Source organism: Streptomyces durmitorensis (genome assembly GCF_023498005.1).
Lineage (GTDB): Bacteria > Actinomycetota > Actinomycetes > Streptomycetales > Streptomycetaceae > Streptomyces > Streptomyces durmitorensis.
On record NZ_CP097289.1, the window covers coordinates 9,408,143 to 9,433,937 of the forward strand.

At 69.0% G+C, this 25,795-nt stretch carries 26 protein-coding genes; 18 read left to right on the forward strand and 8 right to left on the reverse strand.

Annotation, left to right across the window (positions count from 1 at the left end):
• The first annotated feature begins 44 nt into the window (after positions 1-44).
• Complete coding sequence (gene manD, locus M4V62_RS41655) at positions 45-1,259, forward strand: D-mannonate dehydratase ManD (protein ID WP_249592394.1); 1,215 nt, start codon at positions 45-47, stop codon at positions 1,257-1,259.
• Positions 1,260-1,297: 38 nt separating this feature from the next.
• Here manD and M4V62_RS41660 read toward each other — a convergent pair whose 3' ends face one another.
• Together M4V62_RS41660 and M4V62_RS41665 are read right to left on the reverse strand one after the other, a co-directional pair.
• Positions 1,298-2,029 (reverse strand): hypothetical protein, encoded by a 732-nt coding sequence (locus tag M4V62_RS41660; RefSeq protein WP_249592395.1) that lies wholly within the window; start codon positions 2,027-2,029, stop codon positions 1,298-1,300.
• Positions 2,030-2,031: 2 nt separating this feature from the next.
• Positions 2,032-2,634: a hypothetical protein gene (locus tag M4V62_RS41665; protein WP_249592396.1), complete on the reverse strand. Its 603-nt coding sequence runs from the start codon at positions 2,632-2,634 to the stop codon at positions 2,032-2,034.
• 628 nt (positions 2,635-3,262) lie between these two features.
• Here M4V62_RS41665 and M4V62_RS41670 point away from each other — a divergent pair.
• Complete coding sequence (locus tag M4V62_RS41670) at positions 3,263-4,060, forward strand: inositol monophosphatase family protein (protein WP_249592397.1); 798 nt, start codon at positions 3,263-3,265, stop codon at positions 4,058-4,060.
• On the opposite strand, the gene M4V62_RS41675 is transcribed toward M4V62_RS41670, so the two are convergent.
• Complete coding sequence (locus M4V62_RS41675; protein WP_249592398.1) at positions 4,021-4,890, reverse strand: alpha/beta fold hydrolase; 870 nt, start codon at positions 4,888-4,890, stop codon at positions 4,021-4,023. The genes M4V62_RS41670 and M4V62_RS41675 overlap by 40 nt on opposite strands.
• Positions 4,891-4,960: 70 nt before the next feature.
• On the opposite strand from M4V62_RS41675, the gene M4V62_RS41680 reads away from it, so the two are divergent.
• The 5 genes from M4V62_RS41680 (at position 4,961) to M4V62_RS41700 (ending at position 10,243) form a co-directional block, all read left to right on the forward strand.
• On the forward strand, positions 4,961-5,920 hold the full coding sequence (locus M4V62_RS41680; protein ID WP_249592399.1) for a GlxA family transcriptional regulator: 960 nt from the start codon (positions 4,961-4,963) through the stop codon (positions 5,918-5,920).
• Positions 5,910-6,833 carry an NADP-dependent oxidoreductase gene (locus M4V62_RS41685; RefSeq protein WP_344646343.1) on the forward strand — a complete coding sequence of 308 codons (924 nt, stop codon included), beginning with the start codon at positions 5,910-5,912 and terminating at the stop codon, positions 6,831-6,833. Before M4V62_RS41680 ends, M4V62_RS41685 begins: the two co-directional genes overlap by 11 nt.
• Before the next feature lie 226 nt (positions 6,834-7,059).
• Complete coding sequence (locus M4V62_RS41690; protein WP_249592400.1) at positions 7,060-7,842, forward strand: PTS sugar transporter subunit IIAB; 783 nt, start codon at positions 7,060-7,062, stop codon at positions 7,840-7,842.
• Between the two features lie 32 nt (positions 7,843-7,874).
• Positions 7,875-9,437: a PTS ascorbate transporter subunit IIC gene (gene ulaA / locus M4V62_RS41695; protein WP_249592401.1), complete on the forward strand. Its 1,563-nt coding sequence runs from the start codon at positions 7,875-7,877 to the stop codon at positions 9,435-9,437.
• Positions 9,438-9,571: 134 nt separating this feature from the next.
• On the forward strand, positions 9,572-10,243 hold the full coding sequence (locus M4V62_RS41700) for a DUF4232 domain-containing protein (RefSeq protein ID WP_249592402.1): 672 nt from the start codon (positions 9,572-9,574) through the stop codon (positions 10,241-10,243).
• 10 nt (positions 10,244-10,253) lie between these two features.
• On the opposite strand, the gene M4V62_RS41705 is transcribed toward M4V62_RS41700, so the two are convergent.
• Positions 10,254-10,943 (reverse strand): GntR family transcriptional regulator, encoded by a 690-nt coding sequence (locus tag M4V62_RS41705; protein WP_249592403.1) that lies wholly within the window; start codon positions 10,941-10,943, stop codon positions 10,254-10,256.
• A gap of 264 nt (positions 10,944-11,207) precedes the next feature.
• Between M4V62_RS41705 and M4V62_RS41710 the strand changes: the two genes are divergently transcribed.
• The 6 genes from M4V62_RS41710 (at position 11,208) to M4V62_RS41735 (ending at position 14,377) form a co-directional block, all read left to right on the forward strand.
• Positions 11,208-11,423 carry a class I SAM-dependent methyltransferase gene (locus M4V62_RS41710; RefSeq protein WP_425575251.1) on the forward strand — a complete coding sequence of 72 codons (216 nt, stop codon included), beginning with the start codon at positions 11,208-11,210 and terminating at the stop codon, positions 11,421-11,423.
• Positions 11,424-11,518: 95 nt separating this feature from the next.
• Positions 11,519-11,893, forward strand: a complete 375-nt coding sequence (locus tag M4V62_RS41715; protein ID WP_249592404.1) for a PadR family transcriptional regulator — start codon at positions 11,519-11,521, stop codon at positions 11,891-11,893.
• On the forward strand, positions 11,890-12,489 hold the full coding sequence (locus M4V62_RS41720; protein ID WP_249592405.1) for an HAAS signaling domain-containing protein: 600 nt from the start codon (positions 11,890-11,892) through the stop codon (positions 12,487-12,489). The genes M4V62_RS41715 and M4V62_RS41720 overlap by 4 nt, the downstream gene beginning before the upstream one ends.
• Positions 12,490-12,530: 41 nt before the next feature.
• Positions 12,531-12,959 carry a VOC family protein gene (locus M4V62_RS41725; protein ID WP_249592406.1) on the forward strand — a complete coding sequence of 143 codons (429 nt, stop codon included), beginning with the start codon at positions 12,531-12,533 and terminating at the stop codon, positions 12,957-12,959.
• An 89-nt stretch (positions 12,960-13,048) separates the two neighbouring features.
• Complete coding sequence (locus M4V62_RS41730) at positions 13,049-13,531, forward strand: NUDIX hydrolase (RefSeq protein ID WP_283779141.1); 483 nt, start codon at positions 13,049-13,051, stop codon at positions 13,529-13,531.
• Between the two features lie 144 nt (positions 13,532-13,675).
• Positions 13,676-14,377: a 2-phosphosulfolactate phosphatase gene (locus M4V62_RS41735; protein WP_249592407.1), complete on the forward strand. Its 702-nt coding sequence runs from the start codon at positions 13,676-13,678 to the stop codon at positions 14,375-14,377.
• Between the two features lie 48 nt (positions 14,378-14,425).
• Here the strand turns inward: M4V62_RS41735 and M4V62_RS41740 are convergent, their stop codons facing one another.
• Positions 14,426-15,025, reverse strand: a complete 600-nt coding sequence (locus tag M4V62_RS41740; RefSeq protein WP_249592408.1) for a DUF4389 domain-containing protein — start codon at positions 15,023-15,025, stop codon at positions 14,426-14,428.
• A 207-nt stretch (positions 15,026-15,232) separates the two neighbouring features.
• Between M4V62_RS41740 and M4V62_RS41745 the strand changes: the two genes are divergently transcribed.
• From M4V62_RS41745 to M4V62_RS41755, 3 genes are all read left to right on the forward strand, one after another.
• Entirely contained in the window at positions 15,233-15,802 is a 570-nt protein-coding gene (locus tag M4V62_RS41745; protein ID WP_249592409.1) for a TetR/AcrR family transcriptional regulator, read from the forward strand.
• Positions 15,803-16,011: 209 nt separating this feature from the next.
• Positions 16,012-18,141 (forward strand): FG-GAP-like repeat-containing protein, encoded by a 2,130-nt coding sequence (locus tag M4V62_RS41750; RefSeq protein WP_249592410.1) that lies wholly within the window; start codon positions 16,012-16,014, stop codon positions 18,139-18,141.
• Positions 18,142-18,355: 214 nt separating this feature from the next.
• On the forward strand, positions 18,356-20,788 hold the full coding sequence (locus tag M4V62_RS41755) for an RICIN domain-containing protein (protein ID WP_249592411.1): 2,433 nt from the start codon (positions 18,356-18,358) through the stop codon (positions 20,786-20,788).
• 65 nt (positions 20,789-20,853) lie between these two features.
• Here the strand turns inward: M4V62_RS41755 and M4V62_RS41760 are convergent, their stop codons facing one another.
• From M4V62_RS41760 to M4V62_RS41770, 3 genes are all read right to left on the reverse strand, one after another.
• Positions 20,854-21,876 (reverse strand): DNA-directed RNA polymerase subunit alpha, encoded by a 1,023-nt coding sequence (locus M4V62_RS41760; protein ID WP_249592412.1) that lies wholly within the window; start codon positions 21,874-21,876, stop codon positions 20,854-20,856.
• Positions 21,877-22,084: 208 nt separating this feature from the next.
• The gene (locus M4V62_RS41765; RefSeq protein WP_249592413.1) at positions 22,085-23,233 is read right to left on the reverse strand and encodes an endonuclease/exonuclease/phosphatase family protein; all 1,149 of its coding nucleotides are present in this window, start codon (positions 23,231-23,233) and stop codon (positions 22,085-22,087) included.
• Positions 23,234-23,256: 23 nt separating this feature from the next.
• Positions 23,257-23,841 (reverse strand): M15 family metallopeptidase, encoded by a 585-nt coding sequence (locus M4V62_RS41770; protein WP_425575252.1) that lies wholly within the window; start codon positions 23,839-23,841, stop codon positions 23,257-23,259.
• A 159-nt stretch (positions 23,842-24,000) separates the two neighbouring features.
• Here M4V62_RS41770 and M4V62_RS41775 point away from each other — a divergent pair, with 159 nt between their 5' ends.
• Together M4V62_RS41775 and M4V62_RS41780 are read left to right on the forward strand one after the other, a co-directional pair.
• On the forward strand, positions 24,001-24,696 hold the full coding sequence (locus M4V62_RS41775; RefSeq protein ID WP_249592415.1) for a response regulator transcription factor: 696 nt from the start codon (positions 24,001-24,003) through the stop codon (positions 24,694-24,696).
• Positions 24,689-25,789 (forward strand): sensor histidine kinase, encoded by a 1,101-nt coding sequence (locus tag M4V62_RS41780; RefSeq protein ID WP_249592416.1) that lies wholly within the window; start codon positions 24,689-24,691, stop codon positions 25,787-25,789. Before M4V62_RS41775 ends, M4V62_RS41780 begins: the two co-directional genes overlap by 8 nt.
• Positions 25,790-25,795: the final 6 nt, after the last annotated feature.

Sequence of the window (25,795 nt, forward strand, 5' to 3'; positions counted from 1 at the left end):
CCCACCGCCAGCACCGCCCCACACCGCACCGGAAAGAGCACAGCATGAAGATCGTCGACGCGAAGGTCGTCGTCACCAGCCCCGGCCGCAACTTCGTCACCCTGAAGCTGACGACCGACGACGGCCTCACCGGCCTGGGCGACGCCACCCTCAACGGCCGGGAACTCTCCGTCGTCAGCTACCTCACCGACCACGTCGTACCGCTGCTCACCGGCCGTGACCCGCACCGCATCGAGGACACCTGGCAGTACCTGTACCGAGGCGCCTACTGGCGGCGCGGCCCCGTCACCATGGCCGCGATCGCCGCAGTTGACGTCGCCCTGTGGGACATCAAGGCCAAGGCCGCGGGCCTGCCGCTCTACCAACTCCTCGGCGGCGCGAGCCGCGAACGCATCCGTACCTACGGGCACGCGAACGGCCGTGACATCCCCGAACTCCTCGAATCGGTACGGGCCAGGATCGCCGAGGGCTACCCCGCGGTGCGCATCCAGTCGGGCATCCCCGGCCTGAAGGCCGTGTACGGCGTGCACAGCACCGAGGACGACGGCTCACCCGTCCTGCACCAGCAGGCCCGCCCCCTCGTGGAGGACTGGGACACCGACGCCTACCTGCGCCACACACCCACGGTCTTCGAGGCGGTCCGCGCGGAGTTCGGCACCCAGCTCCCGCTGCTCCACGACGCACACCACCGCCTCACCCCGATCCAGGCCGCCCGGCTCGGCAAGGACCTGGAACCGTACCGGCCGTTCTGGCTGGAGGACTGCACCCCGGCCGAGAACCAGGAGGCACTGCGCCTGGTGCGCAGCCACACCTCGACCCCACTGGCCATCGGGGAGGTCTTCAACACCGTCCACGACTACCAGGCCCTGATCACCGAGCAGTTGATCGACTACGTACGCTCCGCGGTGACCCACTTCGGAGGCGTGACCCCGCTGCGCAAGCTCTTCGACTTCGCCGCGCAGTACCAGATCAAGAGCGCGGTGCACGGCCCCGAGGACATCTCCCCGGTGGGCATGGCGGCGGCCCTGCACCTGGACCTCGCGGTGCACAACTTCGGAATTCAGGAGTACTCGGGCCACACGTCGCTCACCCACGAGGTGTTCCGGCACGCCTACACGTTCAGGGACGGTCACCTGCATCCGGGGGAGGCCCCGGGCATCGGCGTGGAACTGGACGAAGACCTGGCTGCGGCCCACCCCTACGAAGCGGCGTATCTGCCGGTCAACCGACTCCAGGACGGAACCGTCCACGACTGGTGAGCCGAGGCGCGGGGCGGCCACACGGAGGGACGGCGTGGTCAGGCGGGCACGGGGGGAGTGGTGGTGGCCTGGGTGACATCGCCTATCAGCTCGACGACCTCCGGCCCGTAGGCCTGCGAGTCGACGACCCGGAGGAGCTGGCAGAAGGAGGCACCCTTGTACGTGCTCGCCAGCCGCGCGTGGTGACGCGCGAGATAGCGTGCCGCGGCGTGGTTGGCGTTGGAGTGCTGGCCACAGATGAGGAAGATCGGCCGGGCCTCCTGCCCCTCGGTGCGATCCACCACCCGTGCCAGGAGCACGTGTTCGGCCCTGCCCCGCTCCATCCGGTAGACATCACCGCCGATGGCGAAGGCTCCGCAGTCCGGCCCCGACGAGGCAACCGTGTCCATCGTGAAGCCCGGCAGCAGGTTCCGCAGGTGTGCCTCCATCCGGCTGTTCGACACAGGGCCACCCACACAGAACTCGGTCGTCTCGCCCAAGCCCCGCCCCGCCGTGTCGTGCGCGACGATCTGGACGTTCGCCCTGCACTCCTTGATGAGCATGGACAGTTCGAGGAGCGCGAACACATCGTGCCGGGCGACGGCCCAACGAGCGTCCCCAGCCTTGCCGTTGACGACCAGAAGGCACTCGGAGTCCGGAGCGAGGCCGAAGAACCGCTGTTTGCGCACGCGGGCGCGGCGCCACAGGTAGGTGCGGGTGAACCACCCGAGGCCTGCGCTGATCCCGGAAGCCGCTATGCCCAGAAGGATGTTGCGCACGTCGTCGTTCATGTTCAGCAGTCTCCCGCGCGACTGGTCACCGTGAACTCGTAGCTCGGTACGGTCACCGTCCCGGAGCCGCCCGCCACGCCTGGGGGCTCGTAGTCGTCGCCCTTCGACCTGGTGCGCTCAACGTGCACGCACACGGTCGCCTTCGCTCCGGAAGCAGCGACTGTGTAGAGGGCGTCGGATGCCTCATTGGCGGCTGCCGGGGCGGCGTCCACCCCGTGCTGCGGGGCGTCGCCGCCGCCGTGCTCGACGACCTCGTCCTCGATCATCGTCGCGTACTCGTCGTCGAATCCGCTGTCGTCACCGAAGATGTCGCCGAAGCGGGAACTGCCGTCCAATGCCGTCACGGCCTGGCCTGCCGCACCGGTCAGTTCGTCATCGCTCCACTCGACGCTGTCCGAGGCGCCCATCAACTGGACGGTGGTGAACACTCCCAGCCCTGCCATGCCGAGGAGCACGACGCGGCCGACGGTGAAGGCGGCGTCGGGGAGTTCGGGCGCCGACGGATTCAGGGCCTGCCGCACCGCGCGTACGCGGGCCTTCGTGACGCACGCCATGCCGACCAATACCGCAGCCAGCACAAAGCCGAACACAATCATCCCCGTCACCCATGAACTCCCGCCCCCGTGCGCGCCTGTCGACGCGGATCCAAGCAGCCGCGCAATCCGACAGCGCAGCACACTACCCCGGTACGTCCACCGCCGAGCCCGAGCCCGACCCCGATCAATGAGCCGAGGCCCCCAGCGCGATCGCCAGACACAGGCCGACGACCAGTGAATACGCCGCCAAATTGCCCACGTACGCGGATCGGAGGCCGGGAGCACACGTCGGCAGCCGGTAGTAGGAAAGGGTCACGGTAAGGAGGGTTACCCCGATGTACGTGGCGAACCACTGCCAGGAACCTTGCGCGAGCACGGGTCTGGGCCAGCCATCAGCATTGCAGGCGGGGGACCTGGGCTGGTTCTGGCGGTTCGGTGCGCGGGCGACGGCCGCGGCGGTCCGGACGAGGAGCCGGCCCGGCAACTCCCCGAGGCCCGGGACCGATTCCGGGACGCCCAGGGTCTGCCGACGGCGGTCGGCGCTGTCAGCGGACCCTGCGAGCCGCTTCGTACCTGTCACCCGCACCGCACCTGAGTTGCCTCAACGTCCTTACACAGCTGTGTCGTTCGTCGGGATGCGTCGAATGCTGAGGGTGGGGGAGCGGGGGGAGTACGTCGTCCCGCTACTCTGCATGCCGTGATCAACTCAATTGCGGGCCTTGACGATGCTGATGTGGCGACAGCTGCGGCGCGGGCCGGCGCTGAGGCCGTGCACGCCAGGTACGGGCAGCGGCTCACCCGTATCGACAAGGGCGCCGGGGACTTCGCCACCGATGCCGATGTGGCGGCTGAAGAGGCGATCCTTGGCGTCATCCGTGCCGCGCGGCCCGACGATGCGGTGCACGGCGAGGAGGGAGGGCAGCAGGGGGCGGCCGACGCGGTGCGCCAGTGGTTCGTGGACCCTCTGTGCGGCACGCTCAACTACGCCGTCGGCAACATGCTGGTCGCCGTCAACGTGGCCCTGCGCGACGGTCCGGCCGCGGTGGCCGACCCGTTCAGCGGCGAGGTCTTCTGGACCGACGGTGCGACCGCCTGGGTTCGGCGCGACGGGAGCGACACGCGGCTGGCGCCGACGGCTGCCACCCAGTTGGTGGACGTGAACCTGGACCCGCCCTTTCCGAGCGCGCCCGGGTTTCGGGCTGTGGACCTGCTCGCCCACCCCGGGTTCGTCGAGCGGTTCCGGCCACGGGTCGTGTCCACGACGCTGGCCCTGGCATGGGTCGCGGCCGGCAAGCGCGCCGCGTATGTCACCGACGGCGGTGACCTGGCCGAGAGCGTGCACTTCGCCGCCGGCATCACCCTGTGCCGGGCCGCCGGCTGCGTCGTCACCGGAGTCGACGGGGCACCGGTCGAGCACGCGGGCCGTGGGCTCCTGGTGGCCGCGGACGCCGAGACTCACGGGCTGCTGTTGTCGATGATCCGCGGTCGAGGATGACAGAAGCGGATGAGCGCACGGGCGATCTGTCCGGGCGCGTTCTCCGTGGGAATGTGATCCGCGTCCGGGATGCGCACGAGCGTGGTCCGCGGGATCTCCGAGGCGAACCGCTCGGCGTACTCCACCTTCTCGAAGGCGTCGTCCTCGCCCCAGATCAGCAGTTTCGGCGTCGTCGACCGCTTCAGCGCGGGAACGAGATCAAGGGTGTAGCGGCTGTCGGCCGCGCCGGCCAGGGCCATCCAGGAGCGGCGGACCCGCGGGTCGGTCCACGGATCCAGATAGTCCGCGATCCGCTGCTCGGTGGCGGCACCGGCCAGCGCCGCCGTCACCGCCTGTCGTCGGGCGGCGAGAACGTCGTCGGAGGTGGTCCCCGCGGTGATCCCCGTACCCCGGAACCTGGCCACGTGGGGCGCGGGCCAGGAGTCGTAGGTGACCGAGTTGACCAAGGCCAACCCGGACACCTCCAGCCCGTCCTGGACGAGGAGACGCTGCGCGATGGCGCCGCCGATGTCGTGCCCCGCGACGGCGATCGGCCCGGAGATCTTCAGCGCGGACACGAATCGCGCGACCCAGTCCGCCAGGGCAGGGACCGTGGCCGTTTCCAGGGTGAGCTCGCCTCCCGAGCGCCCCAGGCCGGGGAGATCGACCGCGACGGGCCGCAGCCCGGCCTCGGCGAGGCGGTCAAGGACGGGGAGCCAGACCCGGCTCCAGTACGTGCCGTGCAGCAGCAGGACGACCGGGCCGTCCTGCTCCACGGTCAGATAGCTGGCAGCCTCGCCGTCGACCTGGACGTCGGTCCTCAGCACTTTCGTTCCGGTGGATCCACTCATGGGACCACTGTGACCCGGGCCTGCCTCCCGGCCGAGAGTCCAGAAAGACACTCATGGGTACATTCCTGCCATGACCCTCCATCGGCTTCATCGGGTGGCGGCCCTGCTCAACCCGCCCCAGTCGCCCTTCGAACTCGCCTGCGCCGCCGAGGTCTTCGGCGGCGCCCCGCAGGACGTCCCGGCCCGCTACAGCTTTCGGATCTGCGCCGGGCGCCCCGGCCCCCTGCGGACCACCGTCGGCTTCGCGATGCTCGTCGACGGGGGGCTGGAGGCCTTGCAGGAGGCGGACACCGTGGTCGTCCCGGGCTGGCAGCCGCCCGGCGCGCCGGTGCCGCCGGCCGTCACCGAGGCGCTGCGGGCCGCCCACCGGCGAGGGGCGAGGATCGTCGCCATCTGTACGGGGGCGTTCGTCCTCGCTCAGGCCGGGCTGCTCGACGGCCGCCGCGCCACCACGCACTGGCGCAGCACCGCCCAGCTCGCCGCCGCCTTCCCCGAGGTGCAGGTGGACCCGGACGTGCTCTTCGTGGACCACGGCGACGTGGCGACCAGCGCCGGAACCGGTGCGGGCATCGACCTGTGCCTGCATCTGGTGCGTGCCGACCACGGCGCGGCATACGCAGCTCAGATCGCCCGGAACATGGTCCTGCCGCCCCACCGGGAGGGCAGCCAGCTCCAGTACGCCGCACAGCCCGCACCGGCCAGGGCGGACGAATCGTTGGCGCCCCTGCTGGAGTGGGCCACCGCCCGGCTCGACGCCCACCTGACCCTAGATCGCCTCGCCGAACGCGCCGGGCTCTCCAGCCGGACCCTCGCCCGACGGTTCACCGACCAGCTCGGCATCAGTCCGGGACAGTGGCTGCTCGGCAGGCGCCTCGACGCGGCACGGGTTCTGCTGGAGCAGACCGACCTGCCGGTCGAGACCATCGCCACCCGGGTCGGACTGGCCTCGGCGGTCAATCTGCGCCGCCGTTTCCGGTCGCATCTCGGCACCACGCCTGGTGCCTACCGGCGTACGTTCAGTGAAACGTGAGGGTGGTGGCGGACGAGTCGGGGGCCCGGAGGTACTGGAGATCGTGGATCTCCCCGACCCGCATCCGGGTCCCGACCCGCATCCGGGTCCCGGACAGGTCCGGATCGCTGTGCGCGCGGCCGGCATCAACCCGAGCGACTGGAAGAAGCGCGAGGGCCTGATGGACAGTGAGCTCCCGCAGACCATGGGCCACGAGGCGTCGGGCGTCGTCGACGAGCTCGGTGAGGGTGTGGCGGACGTAGCTGTTGGTGATCGCGTGTTCGGCTTCTCCGTCGAGGGGGCGGCCCAGGCCGAGTTGGCGGTGCTGTCCTACTATGCGCCGATCCCGCCGTCGCTCGACTTCCGCGGCGCCGCCGTGCTGCCTGCCGCCATCGAGACGGCCACACGTGCGCTTGACCAGCGCGGCGTCGGAAGCGGCAACACTCTGCTCATCCACGGCGCCTCAGGAGCCGTCGGCAGCGCCGCTGTTCAGCTGGCCGTGGTGCGCGGTGCGCGCGTGATCGGCACCGGCAGTCCGGCAAACCACGATCACCTGCGCTCGCTGGGCGCCGAGCCCGTCGCCTACGGCGAGGGCCTCATCGGCCGCGTCCGCGCGCTCGCGCCCGATGGCGTCGACATGGCGCTCGATGTCGCCGGGAGCGGGGTGCTGCCCGAGCTCATCGAGCTCGCGGGCAGCCCGGAGCACGTCGTCACGATCGCCGACTTCGGCGGCGCGCAAGAGCATGAGGTGACGTTCAGCCGCGGGGATTCCGGGCGTGCGGTCCACGTGCTCGGCGAGATCGGGGAGTTGATCGAGTCCGGGCACTTCTCGCTCCCGGTCGCGCGGGGCTTCCCGCTCGCCGAGATCGCGGAGGCCCACCGCGTCGGCGAGGCCGGTCACGTGCGCGGGAAGCTGGTGCTGCTGGTCGGCTGATGCGGCTCGCTGCTCCTTGCCGCAGGTTGTCTCCGTCTACTCGCTCGCGGCCGAATTCCCCCTCTGCCAAGTGCAAGTGCAAGTGCAAGACCTTCAATGTCCAGTGTGCTGTGGCTGGTGAGATCCGACGGGGCGGCGTCGGTCCGTACGACTCAGGTCTTTTGTCCCGTATCGCGGTTACCTTCGCGACCACGTCGACCCACCGTCGTGATCTAGGTTTGTCGGTATGGTGCAGCTCAGCGAATTCCTTCCCGTAGAGGCGATCCGGCTCGATGTCTCGGCTCCTGACTGGCAGGGGGCGATGCGGGCGGCCGGTGACCTGTTGGTCGCGAACGGCGTCAGTACCGATGCGTACACCCAGGAGATGCTTCGTACGGTAGAGGAGAACGGGCCGTACATCGTCGTCGCGCCGGGTTTCGCGTTCGCACATGCCCGCCCGTCACCTGCTGTACGGCGCACCGGCATGTCATGGGTGCGCCTTGCCGGGCCGGTGCCCTTCCACCACGAGAGCAACGACCCCGTCGGTCTGGTGGTCGCGCTCGCCGCCACCGACGCGACGGCGCACACCGAGGCGATGGGCGCCCTCGCGCGGCTGTTGGCCGACCCTGAGACGGTCCAGGCCCTCGACCGGGCGACTTCCCCCGAGTCGGTACGGCAGATCCTCATGAAGGCCGAGGGGCAGGAGCAGTCGGCCCCGAGCGGCGGAGGCCGGGGCGCCGCGGGGGCGCAGAAGATCCTCACCGTGTGCGGCAACGGCGTGGGGACCAGCCTGTTCCTGAAGTCCACTCTCGACAACGTTCTCGATCGGTGGAAGTGGTCGCGTCATGTGACGACGGAGGCCACCGACACCATCTCCGCCAAGGGCAAGGCCTCCGAGGCGGTTGCCATCCTCACCTCGCGGGAGATAGCCAGGACGCTCGGCGACCTGGGCGTCCCGGTGCGCGTCGTCGAGGACTTCACGAGTGCGAGAGAGGTCGACGCGATACTCCGCGATCTCTACGACATCTGACCGACGCCCGCTGACTGTCCCTGGAAGCACTCATGAACGTACTCGTCGACATAGCCAAGTTCGTCGTCAACGAAATCCTCAGCGTCCCTGCCTACCTCATCGGCATCATCACGGCCGTGGGCCTCATCGCCCTCAAGAAGTCGGTCGGACAGATCGTCGGAGGCGCCATCAAGGCGACACTCGGCTTCCTGCTGATCGGAGCAGGTGCGTCGCTCGTGAGCGCGGCGCTCGCCCCCTTGGGCAAAATGATCACTGGTGCGACCGGGTCGCACGGCGTCATTCCCACCAACGAGGCCATCGTCGGCATCGCGCAGACCGAGTACGGCTCGCGCGTCGCGTGGCTGATGATCCTCGGCTTCTTCGTGAGCCTGCTGCTGGCCCGCTTCACGCCGTTGTCGTACGTGTTCCTGACGGGGCACCACATGCTCTTCATGGCGACCATGCTGACCATGGTCCTCGCCACGGCGGGAGTCACCTCGTGGATCGTGGTGGTCGTCGGCGGCGTCCTGCTCGGCATCCTGCTGGTTGCCATGCCTGCCTTCGCCCACCCCTGGACGAAACGCGTCACCGGCAACAACACCGTCGCCGTCGGCCACTTCGGCACTGCCGGCTACATCGTCGCCGCGGTGACCGGCCAGGCCGTCGGCAAGAAGAGCCGCTCCACGGAGGAGATGAAACTCCCCGAGGGGCTGCGGTTCCTGCGTGACTCCATGGTGGCCACGGCCCTGTCCATGGGCCTGATCTATGTGGTGATGGCCCTCGTCTTCCTGGCCAAGGTGGGCAAGGAAGAGGCGTTCAAGGCCTTCGGCGGTACGGGGGCGACCGGGGTCGGCAACTATCTGATGTCCTCCCTCAGTCAGGGCCTGCAGTTCGGCATCGCGGTCGCGGTGATCCTGTTCGGCGTCCGGACGATCCTGGGCGAACTCGTCCCCGCTTTCCAGGGCATCGCCAAGAAGGTCGTCCCCGGAGCCATTCCGGCCCTGGACGCGCCAATCGTCTTCCCCTACGCGCAGAACGCGGTCCTGGTCGGCTTCATCTGCTCGTTCGCAGGCGGCCTTGTCAGCCTCGGCCTGCTCGCCGGGGTGTTCAACCCGGCGTTCGGCACCGCCCTGGTCCTGCCCGGTCTGGTCCCGCACTTCTTCACCGGAGGCGCCGCGGGGGTCTTCGGCAACGCCACCGGCGGACGCCGCGGAGCCGCGCTCGGAGCCTTCCTCAACGGCGTCCTCATCACGTTCCTGCCCGCGCTCCTGCTCGGCGTCCTGGGGTCCTTCGGCTCGGCCAACACCACGTTCGGCGACTCGGACTTCGGCTGGTTCGGCCTGCTGATGGGCAACGCGGCCAAGGCCGGATCGGTGGGCGGAATCATCCTCATCCTGCTGCTCGGCGCGTTCGTTCTGGTCGCGGCCATCACCTGGCAGAAGAAGGTGGTGGACACGGGGTGGGACCCGGGCGCTGCCCGCGACGTGTTCCTGCCGGCACAGGCCCGCACCGGCGGCGACGATGACGAGACGTCATCTCCCGCAGCCGGGCGCACCTATGCCAAGATCCCGGTCCCGTCCGGCGCGCCGACACCGCCGCCCCCTCCGACCGACTGAGAACCCGCCATGTGCCCCCTGTTCAGGGCGGTACGGCTGTGACAGAACGAAGACGTGGCGGGGGACTGGCTGTAACTCGGTGCGCGATACAAATACTTCAGACCGCACGCACCGCGCTACCCCTGGGGAACACCGTGAAGAACACCCGCCTCACCGCCCTGGCCGCCATCGGCGTCGCCGCCACCCTCTCCCTCACCGCCTGCGGCGGCAGCGACTCCGGCAAGAACTCGTCCTCCAAGGGCTCGTCCTCTTCGTCATCCGACGGCGGCTCGACGTCCTCGGAGGACGGCTCGAAGTCCTCGGACGGCGGCTCGGAGGCCGGCAACGCGCAGTCCGACTCCGGCCAGGACACCAAGACCGACACCGGCGCCGCGAACGGCGCGGCGAAGACCGGCAGCAAGGTCACCTTCTGCAAGACCGAGGACCTGGCCATCAACGCCCAGGACGCCGCGCCTGACGAGACCGCCGGCCGGATCAACATCACCATGATCAACCGCGGCTCGGCCACCTGCTCCGCAACCGGCTTCGCAGGCGTCGACATCAAGGACGCCGACAACACCTCCAACCCCATCGAACGCGGCCAGGCCCAGCCCCGCATCACCACCCTCAAGCCCGGCGACGCCGCCGTCTTCAACCTCGCCTACGACATCGACAACACCGGCAACAGCCTCACTCACCCCACCCACATCCAGGTCACACCCCCCAACGAGACCCACACCGTCGACCTCGAATGGCCCGCAAGCGCAGGCGACATCAAGGGCGCCTACACCGACGTCCAGGTCTACCCCACCCACACCACCAAGTAGACCCAAGCAGTCACAGCCCGCGCCGGTGCCCCAGATCAGTGACCGCCATCAGTCGGCCGTGCTGGTCGTGCACCAGGGTGCGCTGCCACGCCCAGTCGCTGTCCTGGTCCGTTACCTCGGCACGAGTCTCCCGTGCCGAGGACCGGACGGCTGTCGGACGGGCGGGACGCACCTGGGCGTCGAGCAGCCAGGCGTGGACGTCGCGCAGCGTGGTCGGCTCTGGTGGACGGCCGGGCCGCGCGCGGTCCCTCAGCTGCGGCACGGAGGTCAACAGCGCCGACGAGAAGTACGACGTCGAGGTGCGGACCAGGACGGACGTGCCGCGGTAGGCGCGATGACGCAGTACCAAGGTCTGAAGGCCCTCGCCGAGCGCGAGCACCTTGGCGACGTCCGGCGGGACCCGCTCATAGGTGAGCCGGGCCGTCGTGGCCACATCGGGCTTCTGACCGGCGCCGCTCTCGGGGGCGGCGCGCAGTGAGTAGGCGAACGTGCCGCGTTTGCCGGTGTAGATGCGCCGCTGCTCCCGCAGCCTGCGCAGGGCACGCCGCACGGTGTCGCGATGGGCGCCGTACATCTCGCTGAGTTCCCGCTCGGAGGGGAGCCTGATGTCGGCGGGGCCCTGCGCCTCGGTGATCAGGTTCGTGATTCGGTCGGCTATTTCGAGGTACCGCGGCGTGGTGCGGGACTTCCGTTCGTCCATATTTCGAGCTTCGTTGTTTTCCCGGGTCCGAAAGCATGCCGAAAGTCATGGGGATACCCGCCGAAAGTCAGGAATTTCGATCTGAGGGCGTTTGCGTCAGCGCTGCACGTGCGTCCGCTTCATGCGGACCACGCCTCAGTGACCTGCGTCATTCGTGCCCGTCGCTCTGATGTTCAGGGCAGATCCGGGGCCGATCCGTGCGTTCGCGCGACGGGCGGAGAGCCGCGCCACGCGCGCCCCTCCCGGAAAGCGCTGGAGCTCGCCTTGGCCGACGCCTCGGTGTCCGGACTGGTCGCCTGGTACTCACTGATCCACATTCCCGACGACGAGATCAGCTCGGTTCTTGCGCACTTCCGCCGAGTGCTTCGGCCGGGCGGGCCGCTGCTGCTCAGCTTCCACGTCGGCGACGAGTCTCAGTTGAAGACCGCGGGGTACGGCGGGCACCCGATGAAGGTCCCGGCAGCTCTCGCCGCGCGCTGACCCTGGGGATTTCCGGCCTGACCACGCCTCATCGCCGGGTTGTTCAGCCCCACCCCCCTTCCCGTTCACTTGCCCCACCAGGTATCTTGCATCGCATGGAACCAGGTGATTCGACCAAGCAGGCCCGGGCAGCCGCCCAGCTGCGCAAGGGCGTCCTGGAGTACTGCGTACTCGCCCTGATGCGGGACCGCCCCCGCTACGGCGTGGAACTCCTCCACGCCCTCGAGGACTCCGGCGCCCTGGCCACCAGCCAGGGCACGGTCTACCCGCTGCTCTCCCGGCTGCGCCGCGACGACCTGGTCACCACCACCTGGCAGGAGTCCGCCTCCGGCCCACCCCGTCGCTACTACGCGCTCACCGGCAGCGGCCGGGCCGCACTCGACGAGTTCACCCGCGTCTGGCCCGGCTTCCGCAACGCCGTCGACGCCTTCCTGACCACCCCGCAACCCCCCACCGGAGACCCCGCATGAAGACCTCTGCCGACCCCGTTCGCGACTATCTCTCCGCCGTCGAGCGCGAGGCCTCCGCACTCCCCGCCGACCGTCGCCAGGAACTCCTCGCCGACCTCGCCGAACACATAGAGGTGACGCGCGCCGAACGCCCCGATGCCCCGATCGGCGAGGTCCTGGCGGCGCTGGGGGACCCTCGTACGATCGCGGCGACGGCGCTGACCGAGGCGGGGAACGGGTTCACTGCCGGGGCTCCGGCCCGGGGTGATGCCGGTGCACCCGCCCGGCAAGGCAAGGTGCACCCCCTGGTCCCGCTCCTGATGCTCACCCTCTCGATGGCCTTCCTGATGGTCTTCCCCGACAACCCCGGGCCGCTGATCGGTGTCCTGTTCCGCATCATCGGCGCGGTGCTCCTCTGTACCTCGGTGCACTGGACCGCCGTACAGAAGACCAGCGGCGTGCTGCTTGCCGCCGTTCTGCCGAGTGCCATCATCGCGACCTGGAACCTGTCCAGCGGCGGCCCGGATGCCGGTACCCCGGCCCTCCTGGCCAATCTGACGATGCTCGCCCTGATGGTCGGCACGGCAGTATGGCTCTGGCGGGTCCGCCGCGCCTGAGCAGGGTTTCGCTGAGCAGCGCGCGCCCCTACGGTGACCTGATGATGTCGATCAAGAAGTTCCAAGTCACCTTCGACTGCGCCGAACCGGAGCGCCTCGCTCGTTTCTGGTGCGAGGTGTTGGGGTACGTCGTGCCGCCGCCACCGGAGGGGTTCGCTACTTGGGACGACTTCAAGAGCTCGCAGCCACTTGACCAGCAGGACGCGTGGTTTGCGTGCGTCGACCCGTCAGGCGTGGGCCCGCGACTGTACTTTCAGCGCGTCCCCGAGGGGAAGGCCGCCAAGAACCGGCTGCATCTTGACGTGCGCGTCGGCACCGGCCTCGTGGGTGAAGAGCGCCTGGCCGCACTTGAGGCCGAGTGCGCACGCCTGGTCCCGCTCGGGGCGGTACACGTGCAAACGCTGTATGACGGCGACGATTCGTGCATCCCGATGCAGGACATCGAGGGGAACGAGTTCTGTATCGACTGACGCCCAGCTGAGATCCCATCCGAGCCCGATGCCGATCGACGCGCTCCAGGTCTTGATCGACGTTTCGAGCACCGCATAGCGTCAGTGCGGTGGAAACCACGCAACGGTCCGCCTCTCGGGTCATCTGTCTGGACGCTGCCCATCGCGTGCTTCTTATGCACTGGCGTGATCCGTTCGACGGGGCATTCCTCTGGGAGCCACCCGGTGGCGGGATCGAGCCGGGCGAGACGCCGCTGGTGGCAGCGCGGCGCGAACTGGTCGAGGAAACCGGACTCGACCCGGGCGCGGTGCTCGATCGGTATGTGGCCGTCGACCGTGATGTGCAGTGGAACGGTCGGCGTTACATCGGGACGGAGCACTTCTTCGTCGCGCGGTTCACCGACGAGCAACCATCGCTCGTGCGGACCGGCCTGCTCCCCGACGAGCAGGCCAGCCTCGACACGCACGTCTGGATCGCGTGGTCTGACCTGGGCTCGCTGTCAGACCCGGTCGAGCCGCCACAGTTGCTGGCGGTGCTCGGCGCCCTGCTGCCAGACGGCCCGTGGCGCGATCGTGATCGTGATCGTGCATGACGGGCGGGCACAGCGCCTGTCGTACGAGGGCGAGTTGGACGGCGGCCTTCTGGCGATGCCGGGAGCCCCGACCTCCGTACTGCCCCTGGTGATGTGGACCACTCACCGGGTGCTTCGCGCCGGGTATGCGCGATCATGATCCGAATGGACTCTCGTTTCCTTGGCATCACTGAGCTGGCCGAAGCCCCGTCCGTGGCGGTCGTGGTCGACGTCATGCGTGCCTTCACCGTGGCGGCCTGGGCCTTTGCCCAGGGAGCGGAGAAGATCGTCCTTGCTGAGTCGCTGGACGAAGCCCTCGTGCTCAAGGCCCGCCACCCGGATTGGGTGACGCTCAAGGACGGTCCGCCCGCGCCCGGGTTCGACGCCGTCAACTCGCCGGGCCTGCTGAGGTCTGTTGACCTTGCCGGACGGACCGTTGTGCAGAAGACCACGGCAGGCACGGTCGGCGCCCTCGCGGTCAAGGACGCGGCGCTGGTGCTGTGCGCGAGCTTCGTGGTGGCGGAGGCAACGGCTCGGCTCCTGCGGACGCGCAAGAGCGACAGCGTCACGTTCGTGGTCACCGGCGAGGACGGGCGAGCCGATGAGGACCTGGCGTGCGCTCAGTACATCGCTCGGAGGGCCACGGAGGCCGAAACGGATGCTGCCGAGTTCGTCCGCCGGGCTGCCGAGTCGCGCGCCGCCGCCGAGTTGGCAGAGGGTGTGCGTCAAGGCGTCCATCCTGATGACGTCGAACTCTGTCTTGAGCTCGACCGCTTCCCCTTTGCCATGGTGGCGACCTTGGAGGACTCACTCATGGTCCTCCGCCCGTGCGCCGTGCCTTCGTCGACCGACGGTGCCGGGATCTGATCCCTGGTGCCTCGCGGCCGCCGTGTCAGCCGGGCAGTCGGCCAGCGGTCAGCCCGCCTGCAGGCTGAAGGGCGGATAGCTGTCGGTGAGCAGACCGACGTAGGCCTGCACCCGCAGGTTGTAGCGGTAGACGCCTACGACGAAGTCGCGTATCCCCAGCGGATATTCGCCGGTGATGAGCACGGCGAAGAAGCCCACGATCACGGAAGCCATGGCTGCGATGCTCAGCAGGAACAGCACCAGATAGTGCGGGACGGCGAGCAGCCACTTGATCAGGGGCTGCCACCGCGACATCCGCTCCGGGTAGGTGAAGGTGACGACGGTGTGTGGATCGAGACCGTCGTCGCCGGAGGCGGACTGGAAGTCGAAGGGCGGATAGTCCTCACGCAGGAACAGCGCGTAGCTCGCCACGCGCCACTCGTAGCGGAAGGTCATGGCGATCGCGTCGAAGAGCGGACGCGGGATGCGCCGTGTGAACAGCACGGTGAAGAAGGCGATGAAGGTCAGCACCCCGCGCAACAGGCTGAGCACGTAGGCGATCAGCAGTTGCGGAACCGCGAGAAGCCACTGCACGAGTGGCCGCCAGCGAGCTATGTGACGTGTGCCCTTGAGGCCGAGTTGAGTGGGATACGGAGTGGCCAGTGTCATGGTGCCCTCCTTGGACGGCACTGCATGGATGAGCGCGGCGACTGCGCGCCGCCGCATGCGTGACCCGCAGGCGACCTGCCGCCCGGGACGGGCCCTTCGGTCTGCGCCGCTCGGACACCATGATCGGCCCCTTACAACGTAAGCTTACCTCGTAAGTCGTACGCTTACGCCGTAAGCATGTCAAGGCACAGGACGGGAAGGACGCGGATGACCCACCCGGAGCCTGCCCCCCGGCCCCCGCTGACCCGGGATCGGGTACTGCGGACCGCCATCGCCCTCGCCGACGCGAGCGGGATCGATTCGCTCACCATGCGCAAGCTCGGCGTGGAACTCGGCGTCGAGGCAATGTCGTTGTACCGCCACGTGGCGAACAAGGTCGACCTGCTCGACGGCATGATCGACGCCGTTTTCGCCGAGATCGACCTTCCGGCCGACGAGGCGGACTGGCGGACGGCGATGCGCCGCCGGGCCATCTCGGCCCGCACGGTCATGTCCCGCCACCCCTGGGCGACGGGCCTCATGGAGTCGCGGGCCACCCCCGGGCCCGCCACCTTGCGCCACCACGACGGCGTGATCGGAACGCTCCGAGGGGCGGGCTTCTCGACCGAGCTGACCGCCCACGTGGTGTCCGTCCTGGACAGCTACATCTACGGGTTCTCGCTCCAGGAGGCGACTGCCGAGCACCTCCTTCAGCCGGGCTACGACCGCGGCAACGAGTTCCTGTTCGGGCTCGACCTGATCCTCGACGGCCTCGAGCGGTCCCGCCACGGAGCCTGATCCCGCCCCATGCCGGGTAAGGCCGTGCCATGCCGCCTGATCACGGCGGCACCCGGCACGGTCGGGCGAGGTACGCCAGGTTGCCCGGAGCGGGTGGCAGGTGGTGCGTATTGACCGTTCGCGGGTGCAGGAGAAGCGTGACGCTCAGACCACGCACGGGGACGTCCTGTTCTGGCGTCTTCGGCGTCGGCGTGGAACGGAGGCACGAGATGGCCGGAGTTCTCCAAGTCACCGAGCGTGCCGTACTGGACGGGGCGGGACACACGCTGCACCGGTACGGGCGGCTCCACGTCGTCGCCGTGCCCGAGGACGACTCCGCGGTCGGTCAGCCGGGCCCCGAGCCTGACGAGAAGGACGGTCTCACCGAGGCAGAGGCGCTGGGCCTCGCGGCGTTGCGGCTGCGGGAGTCGGACACCTACCGCACGGCCAAGGAGCGGCGGCCACGCGCGGGCGAGACCTGGGACATGCCGGGCTGCGCCACCTCGGAGGGTGCGCTGTCGAGCTCCCGTGGCGTGACCGAGGGTGTCCAGCCTCACTCGACGAACAGTGAGTACCTGGAGGGGAGCGTCGCGGTCGGCATCGTCATCGTGCAGGGGCCGACGGCCGACCTGCAGTTCACCGACGACGAAGTGGTCAAGATCGTGGCCGAGGTACAGGAAGGCCTGGGCTTCTTCGCCGTCACGGCCAACCCGGTCGCGGGCATCAGCTTCGCCTACGACGTCCAGAACGTGGCACTGACCGTCCCCGCGGATCCGGCGGCCGAAGACCTCGAGGCCCTCTGGCGGGATCCGACCATGAAGGCGATCGGCCACAAGGCCGGTGCGGGCGGGGTTCGCACCTACATCGAGGGCCTTCGCGAACGCTTCAGCACCCGCTGGACGTACTGCGGATTCTTCGTCAAGTACCCGATCATCAAAATCGCGTACGCCGCCGTCGCCCGCACGCACGTGGTGATGAACCCCAGCATCGGCTACGGACCGGACAACACCGACACCGTCTTCGCCCACGAGACCGGGCATGTCTTCGGCTGCCCCGACGAGTACGCGGCGGGCCCCTGCGACTGCGGTGGCTCCCACGGGCGGTACGGCCTCGTCAACGGCAACTGCGAGACCTGCGCGGCCGACGGTGGCATCGCATGCCTCATGAAGTCCAACACGTTCGCCCTGTGCCAGTACACCCCCGGCCACTTCGGCTGGGCCCCGAGCCTGTTGCTGCGCAACTACGGCTACAACGCCGGGAGTTACCGGACCGAACGGCACCTGCGATTCCTGGCGCGCGCCACGAGTGACAGGCGGCTCGACATCGTCGGCTTCGCCGAGGACGGCGTGTATCTGTCACCGGGCCAGCCCGGCGGCAGGTTCGAGACGCCTCGACGCGTCGTGACCGACTTCGGCTACGGATCGGGGTGGCGGGTGGAGAAGCACGTCCGCCTCCTGGCCGACGTCACCAACAGGGACGGCGAGGACGTCGTCGGCTTCGGCGACCAGGGCGTCTGGGTGGCACTGTCCAACGGTGACGGGACGTTCCAGGAGGCGAAGTTCGTGCTCGCCGAGCTGGGTTACGGGTCCGGCTGGCGGGTGGAGAAGCACCCTCGCTTCCTGGGCGACATCACCGGTGACGGCTGCGCGGACCTCGTCGGCTTCGGCGATCAAGGGGTATGGACCGCGCGTTCCAACGGCGACGGGACGTTCCAGGAGGCGAAGTTCGTGCTCGCCGAGCTGGGCTACGAGACCGGCTGGCGGGTGGAGAAGCACCCTCGCTTCCTGGCCGACATCACCGGCGACGGCCGCGCGGACCTCGTCGGCTTCGGTGACCAAGGGGTATGGACCGCACTCTCCAACGGTGACGGGACGTTCCAGGAGGCGAAGTTCGTGCTCGCCGACCTCGGCTTCATGTCCGGCTGGCGGGTCGAAAGGCACCCGCGCTTCCTGGCGGACCTCACCCGTGACTCCAAGGCGGACATTGTCGGCTTTGGCGAACACGGAGTGTGGACGGCGATCTCCAACGGCGACGGGAGCTTCCAGAGCCCCAAGTTTGTGATCAACGAGTTCGGCTACGAGACCGGCTGGCGGGTGGAGAAGCACCCACGTTTCCTGGCCGACATCACCGGCGACGGCCAGGCCGACGTCGTGGGGTTCGGCGACGAGGGCGTATGGGTGGCCCGGTCACGCGGCGGCGGTGAGTTCGACACGATGGGTCTGGTCAGGCCGCAGTTCGGATACAGCGCCGGAGGCTGGCGTGTCCCGAAGCACCCCCGCCTCATGGCGGACACCACCGGCGATGGGAAGGCGGACTTCGTCGGCTTCGGTAACGACGGCGTGTTCGTGGCCCGCGCTTGACCGTCCCTACCGCTTCGGCGCCCTAGTGCCGGATTTCTGATCCCATCCCTCCCTCTGGACAACGCCGTCACTCGGTGCTGGGATGCCAACTGCCCCTGTGTCCCACGCTCCAGAGATCTCGCACACCACAGATTTCCAACGTTGCAAAGCGCCACGCACGGCAGCCACTAGCCACCGGCCACCGGCCAACACGGACAACGACGGGACGGTATTCATGACGCAGTTCGGCCGACGCCGCTTCCTCCTGCGCTCCGGCGCGATCACCCTCGGTGCAGCCGGCGGGACGTCCGTCGTCACCGGCCGGGCCGCCGCGCAGGCGGCGACCCCGGCGCGCGGCGGTCTGTACGGCCCCAACGCCGCGCCCCTGGCCCCCACCGCGTTCCAGAGACTTCCCGTCGGCAGTGTCACGGCGCGCGGCTGGCTGCGCGGACAGCTCGACCTCCTTCTCGGCGGTCTGTTCGGGCGGTACGCGGAGATCTCGCACTTCCTCGCGTTCGACGACTCCGGCTGGGTGCACCCGGACAAGGAAGGGTGGGAGGAAGTGACGTACTGGCTGCGCGGATACGTCGACCTCGCCGCCCTCACCGGAGACCGCACCGCCCTGGCGGAGAGCCGCCGGTGGATCGACGCGATCGTCGCCACCCAGGAAGGGGACGGGTTCTTCGGCCCGAGAAGGCTGCGCACCCAGCTGAACGGCGGCCCGGACTTCTGGCCCTACCTGCCGCTCCTTCAGGCGCTGCGCTCGCACGAGGAGTTCACCGGGGACAAGCGGATCGTCCCGTTCCTGCTGCGCTTCATGCGCTTCATGAACGCCCAGGGGCCCGGCGCCTTCGACTCCAGCTGGGTCTCCAAGCGATGGGGCGACGGTCTCGACGTCGCCTTCTGGCTCTACAACCGCACCCAAGAGGGCTTCCTGCTCGAACTCGCCGACAAGATGCACACCCACGGCGTGAACTGGGCCGACGGCGTGGCCGACTGGCACAACGTCAATGTGGCGCAGGGCTTCCGCGAGCCCGCCCAGTACGCGCTGCGCTCCGGCAAAGCGGCCCACACCCGGGCGACCTACCGCAACTACGCGACCGCGATCGGGACGTACGGACAGTTCCCCGGAGGCGGCTTCGCGGGCGACGAGAACGCCCGCCCCGGCTTCGGCGACCCCCGCCAGGGCTTCGAGACCTGCGGGACCGTCGAGTTCATGGCCAGTCACGAACTGCTCACCCGCATCACCGGCGACGCGGTCTGGGCCGACCTGTGCGAAGAGCTGGCCTTCAACATGCTGCCCGCAGCCACCGACCCCGCCGGATCGGGCATCCACTACGTCACCAGCGCCAACAGCGTCGACCTGGACAACACCCGCAAGACGCAAGGGCAGTTCCAGAACGGATTCGCGATGCAGGCCTTCCAGCCCGGCGTCGACCAGTACCGCTGCTGCCCCCACAACTACGGCATGGGCTGGCCTTACTTCACCGAGGAGCTGTGGCTCGCGACTCCGGACCGCGGCCTGGCGGCGGCGATGTACGCGCCGTGCCGGGTCACGGCCAAGGTCGGCGACGGCACCTCCGTCACGATCACCGAAGCCACCGACTACCCCTTCAAGGAGACCATCACCCTCACTCTGGACGTGGACAAGCCGGTGCGCTTCCCGCTCCGCCTGCGCATACCCGGCTGGTGCGAAAGGCCCGAGCTCTCCGTCAACGGCCGTCGGCTGCGCGCCCCGGACGGACCGGCTTTCGCCGAGGTCGAGCGGACCTGGCGCAAGGGGGATCGCGTCACGTTGCGGCTGCCGCAGACCACCACCGTGCGCACCTGGAGGAGCGGAGCGGTGAGCGTCGACCGCGGCCCCCTGACGTACTCCCTGCGGATCGGGGAGTCGTACGAGCGGTATGCGGGCACGGACGCCTTCCCGCACCAGGCCGTGCACGCGACCACCCCGTGGAACTACGCGCTCGCCCCCGACCCGGGCGACGACCTCTCCTTCACCGCCGACCCCGGACCCCTGACGGGCGACCCGTTCACGCACGAGGGCGTCCCGGTCCGCATCCGTGCCCGCGCCCGGCGCCTGGAGGAATGGGTCGCGGACGACGAGCACGTGGTGGCGCCCCTCCAGCAGGGCCCCGCCCGTGCCACGGGCGCGCAAGAAGAAGTGACCCTGATCCCGATGGGCGCGGCACGACTGCGCGTCACCGCGTTCCCCACGGCGACCCCCGACGGCCGCCCCTGGACGCCCGAGCCGCCCTACCGCCGGATCGAGAACCGGCACAGCGGCAAGGTCCTCGCTGTCGACGGCATGTCCCTGGACGACGGCGGCCGCGTGGTGCAGTTCGACAACTCCGGTACCGGCGACCACGCGTGGCAGCTCATCGACCGGGGCGAGGGCCGGTACACACTGCGCAACGGGTACAGCGGCAAGGTGCTCGGCATCGAAGGAGCGTCAACGGCCGACTCGGCCCGGTCGGTCCAGTTCACCGACAGCGGAGCCGCGCACCTGCGCTGGGAAAAGGTCGACAAGGGCGACGGCTGGTTCCTGCTCCGCAACCGGCACAGCGGGAAGGTCCTCGGCGTCGACGGCATGTCGACGGCCAACAGCGCGCAGGTCGTGCAGTTCGAGGACAACGGAACGGCCGACCATCTGTGGCGGCTGGCCTGACCCCCGTCCATGACGTCGGGGCGCGCGGTCCGGGAATCCCCGGACCGCGCGCCCCGACGGAGCAATCAGTACTGCTGGGTCTCGACGAAACCGGCGTCCGCGTCGTCGTCGGCGGCGAGGGTGTCGACGGCGGCGACCGGGTCGAAGCCGGGCGGGCTGTCCCTGAGCGCGAGGCCCATCCCGTGGAGCTTCATCTTGATCTCGTCGATCGACTTCGCACCGAAGTTGCGGATGTCGAGCAGGTCCGCCTCGGAGCGGGCCACGAGCTCACCCACGGAGTGGATGCCCTCGCGCTTGAGGCAGTTGTACGACCGGACGGTGAGGTCCAGGTCCTCGATCGGCAGCACCAGGTCGGCGGCCAGGGCCGCGTCCGTCGGCGAGGGGCCCATGTCGATGCCCTCGGCGTCGATGTTGAGCTCGCGCGCCAGACCGAACAGCTCGACCAGGGTCTTGCCCGCGGACGCCATGGCGTCACGCGGCCGCATGGCCTGCTTGGTCTCGACGTCGACGATCAGCTTGTCGAAGTCGGTGCGCTGCTCGACACGCGTGGCCTCGACCTTGTACGTGACCTTGAGCACCGGCGAGTAGATGGAGTCGACCGGAATACGGCCGATCTCCTGGCCCACCTGCTTGTTCTGGACGGCCGAGACGTAGCCGCGACCGCGCTCGACGGTCAGCTCCATCTCCAGCTTGCCCTTGCCGTTGAGCGTGGCGAGAACCAGGTCGGGGTTGTGCACCTCGACACCGGCCGGCGGCGCGATGTCCGCGGCGGTGACCAGACCGGGACCCTGCTTGCGCAGGTACATCACGACGGGCTCATCGTGCTCGCTGGAGACGACCAGCTGCTTGATGTTGAGGATGAGGTCGGTGACGTCCTCCTTGACGCCCGGCACGGTGGTGAACTCGTGCAGGACACCGTCGATGCGGATGGACGTGACGGCCGCACCCGGGATCGAGGAGAGCAGAGTCCGCCGCATGGAGTTGCCGAGGGTGTAACCGAAGCCCGGCTCCAGCGGCTCGATCACGAACCGGGAGCGGAATTCGTCGACGACCTCTTCGGTCAACGAGGGACGCTGAGCGATCAGCATGAAGTACTTCCTCCAGTGGTTAGCGCCCGCTATTTGACGCCGTAGACACTGCGAAGCGTAACGGTCCAGAGGACCTCTCCTGGTGATCGGGGTTCAGAAGCTGCGTGTCAGAACCGCTGATCTGCGACATTGAGGGCCGCAGCGAGCGGCCGGAAGGCGCGTCCACATGGTGCAATTCGGGTGCCCGGCAGGACCGTCGCAGCGGCGCTCACCAGCTGATTCCGGCCGCCACCGGCAAGTGGTCGCTGCCGGTGTCCGGCAGTACCCACGCGCTCTCCGGCTGCACACCGCGGACCAGGATCTGGTCGATGCGCACCACCGGGAACTTCGCCGGCCAGCTGAAGCCGAAGCCACTCCCGGCCACCTCCTGGGCCGAGCGCAGCTGCGAGGTGATGCCGGCGAACGCGCGGTCGTCCGTCGAGCCGTTCAGGTCGCCGAGCAGCACCACCCGCTCGTTCCGCTCGGCGGCGACGGCCGTGCCGAGCGCCTGCGCGCCGCGGTCCCGCGAGTCCGTCCAGAAGCCCGCGCTGGGATTCACCCGTGCGGACCCCAGGTGGGCCACGTACACCGCCAGCGGACCCTGGTCCGTGGCCACCGTCGTGCGCAGCGCCCGGTTGTACGCCAGCTTGACCTCGGCCGGTTTGGCGTCCCCCAGCGGCCCGACGTCCTGCTTGATGTCAACCGGCCGGGTGTTCGACAGCGGCAGCTTGCTCCACAGGCCGACCGTGCCCTGGACCGTGTGGTGGGGGTACGCCTCGGCCAGTTCCTTCTCGTACTGCGGCTTCGCCTGCGGAGTGATCTCCTCCAGGGCCAGTACGTCCGCGCGGGATGCGGCCAGGTCGCGGGCGGTGCCGGCCGGGTCGGAGTTGTCGGCGCCGACGTTGTGGCTGACCACGGTGAGATCGCCGCCCGGGTGGGACTTGTCGGCGAGCAGCCCTCCGAAGAGGTTCAGCCATACGATGACCGGCAGCAGCAGCGCGGCCACCGCGGAAGCGGAGCGGCGCCACAGAGCCCCGGCCAGCAGCATCGGGATGAACAGGCCGAACCACGGCAGGACGGTCTCCGTCAGGCTGCCGAGATTCCCGATCCGGTTCGGGATCCTCGCGTGCAGCAGCATGACCAGGCCGAGCAGCAGCGCAAGGGCCGCGAGCACCAGGCCACGTTTCCAGGGCCCAGGCCGGGAGGCGCTGCGGATCGCCCTGTGGATGCGCGTGTGCCCGGCACCGGGAGCGGGATCCGGGCGGATGTGCGCGCTCCGGTCACCGGAGCCGGTATCCCGGCGGCCGGAGCCGCTCCGTCCCGTCTGCTCCGTGTCCACCCGCGCCGTGTCCACGTGCTCCGTCTCCGCCTCTGCCATCGTCTGTCCTCGCTCACTGCCGGTCACTGCTGCGTCCTCGGGTCCTCGGTGGGGTCGGCATACATGCGCGGGCAGCCATGAGCGATCGCCTCGGTGCGCAGTTCGTAGTGCCAGGGTTCGTTCTTGTAGATCCGGCAGAGCCCGTAATCGGCGCCGTGTTCGGAGAGCCACGCCGTGGCATCGGATGGGCCGATGTCGACCGCCTTCCCCGACACGTGCGGAGACGTCGCCGCGGTGGCCACCCACCGGGCGGCCTCGTGTTCGGACCCGTACTCGGCGACCGCCTTGCGAAGCAGCTGATTCTGGTATGCCGGGGAACGCCAGCCGCTGTTGACGTTGAACTCGACTCCGTCGTCCGCAGCGGGCGTCGCGGCCTGTCGGAGGGCCTTGAGCAGACCTGGATCGAGCTTGGCCACGGCCGGCATCGCGTCGTCGAAGACCGTCACGCCGTCGGGGACGACACCGTCGGCCTGACCTACCGTGCCGCGGGGCTCACCGCGGTGGGAATCCGCCGGTGAAGCGGCCGGAGCGGGCAGGGAGGCCGAGGGGGAGGAGGAGAGCGAGGGCTTCGGCAGCCAGTGCCCGAGGGCTGCGGTGATCACTCCTATGGCGACTGTCAGGCCGACGACAATGAGCCATCGAATCCGGCGGCTCGTTGTTCGTGCTGGGATGCGAGTCATACCGCCAGTCAAGGCAGCGCGACGTTGCCGGCACGTATCCGGTTTTCGATACGCCGACGATATGTGCCGACTCGTAGCATCAAGGGCATGCGTGTGCTGATCGTCGAGGACGAGCCCTATCTGGCAGAGGCCATCCGCGACGGCCTGCGCCTGGAGGCGATCGCGGCTGACATCGCGGGTGACGGCGACACCGCTCTCGAACTGCTGAGCGTCAACACGTACGACATCGCCGTCCTCGACCGCGACATCCCAGGACCGTCCGGTGACGAGATCGCCAAACGCATCGTCGCCTCCGGCAACGGCATGCCGATCCTCATGCTCACCGCGGCCGACCGTCTCGACGACAAGGCCTCCGGGTTCGAACTCGGCGCCGACGACTACCTCACGAAGCCGTTCGAACTCCAAGAACTCGTGCTCCGGCTCAGAGCACTTGACCGCAGGCGCGCCCACAACAGGCCTCCCGTGCGAGAGATCGCAGGTCTGCGCCTTGACCCGTTCCGCAGAGAGGTCTATCGCGACGGCCGCTACGTCGCGCTGACCAGGAAGCAGTTCGCCGTGCTCGAAGTCCTCGTCGCTGCCGAAGGCGGTGTCGTCAGCGCGGAAGATCTCCTGGAACGCGCGTGGGACGAGAACGCCGACCCGTTCACCAACGCCGTGCGCATCACCGTCTCGGCACTGCGCAAACGGCTCGGCGAACCCTGGATCATCGCCACCGTGCCAGGCGTCGGCTACCGCATCGACGCCCAGCCGGCGTCCGGACATGGGGGAGGCGGGCGTGGATAGGTCACCCGGGCTGAGCGTCCGCCTCAAACTCACCCTCAGCTACGCCGGCTTCCTCATGCTGGCCGGCGGACTGCTGCTCGGGGCGGTGTGGGTGTTCCTCCTCCGCTACGTCCCCGACCGTGCGATGCTCAAGAACGCCGATGACAACGACATGGGTGGCGTCTTTCCCGTCCGGTCCGTCCTCCTGGGTGTCTTCGCTCCGAGGGCAGCAGTGGTATTGGCATTCCTGCTGGTGTTCGGCCTCGTGGGAGGGTGGATCCTCGCCGGCCGCATGCTGGCTCCCCTGATCCGCATCACGGACGCGACCCGCATGGCCACGAACGGCTCACTGTCCCACCGGATCCAACTGCCGGGCCGCAAGGACGAGTTCCGCGAACTCGCAGACGCCTTCGACACCATGCTCGTACGGCTCGAAGCGCACGTCGCCGAACAGCAGAGATTCGCGGCCAACGCCTCTCACGAACTGCGCACCCCGCTGGCGATCACGAAGACACTCCTCGAGGCGGCCCGCAACGATCCTCACCGCGACACCGACCAGCTCGTCGACCGCCTCCACGCCGTCAACACCCGAGCGATCGACCTCACCGAGGCACTGCTCCTGTTCAGCCGTGCCAACCAGCGGTCCTTCACCCGAGAGCCGGTCGACCTGTCCCTCCTGGCGGAAGAAGCCACCGAAACGCTCCTCCCTCTCGCGGAGAAGCACGGCGTCACCATCGAGACCGGCGGCGACATCACCCCCACCATCGGATCGCAGGCGCTCCTGCTGCAGCTGACCACGAACCTCGTGCACAACGCGATCGTCCACAACCTGCCTGACCAGGGCAGTGTCCGGGTCACTACGAGCCTTCGCCCCAAGACGGTGCTCCTCACGGTCGAGAACACCGGCGAGAAGCTCACCCCGGAGCTTGCCTCGACACTCACCGACCCGTTCCAGCGCGGCACCGAACGCGTGCACGCCGACCACGCAGGCGTCGGTCTCGGCCTGGCGATCGTCAAGACGATCACCCATGCGCACGACGGAAGACTCACCCTCACCCCGCGCACCGCCGGCGGGATCCGCGTCACCGTGGAACTCCCCGCGACAGCCCCGTAGGCCCCT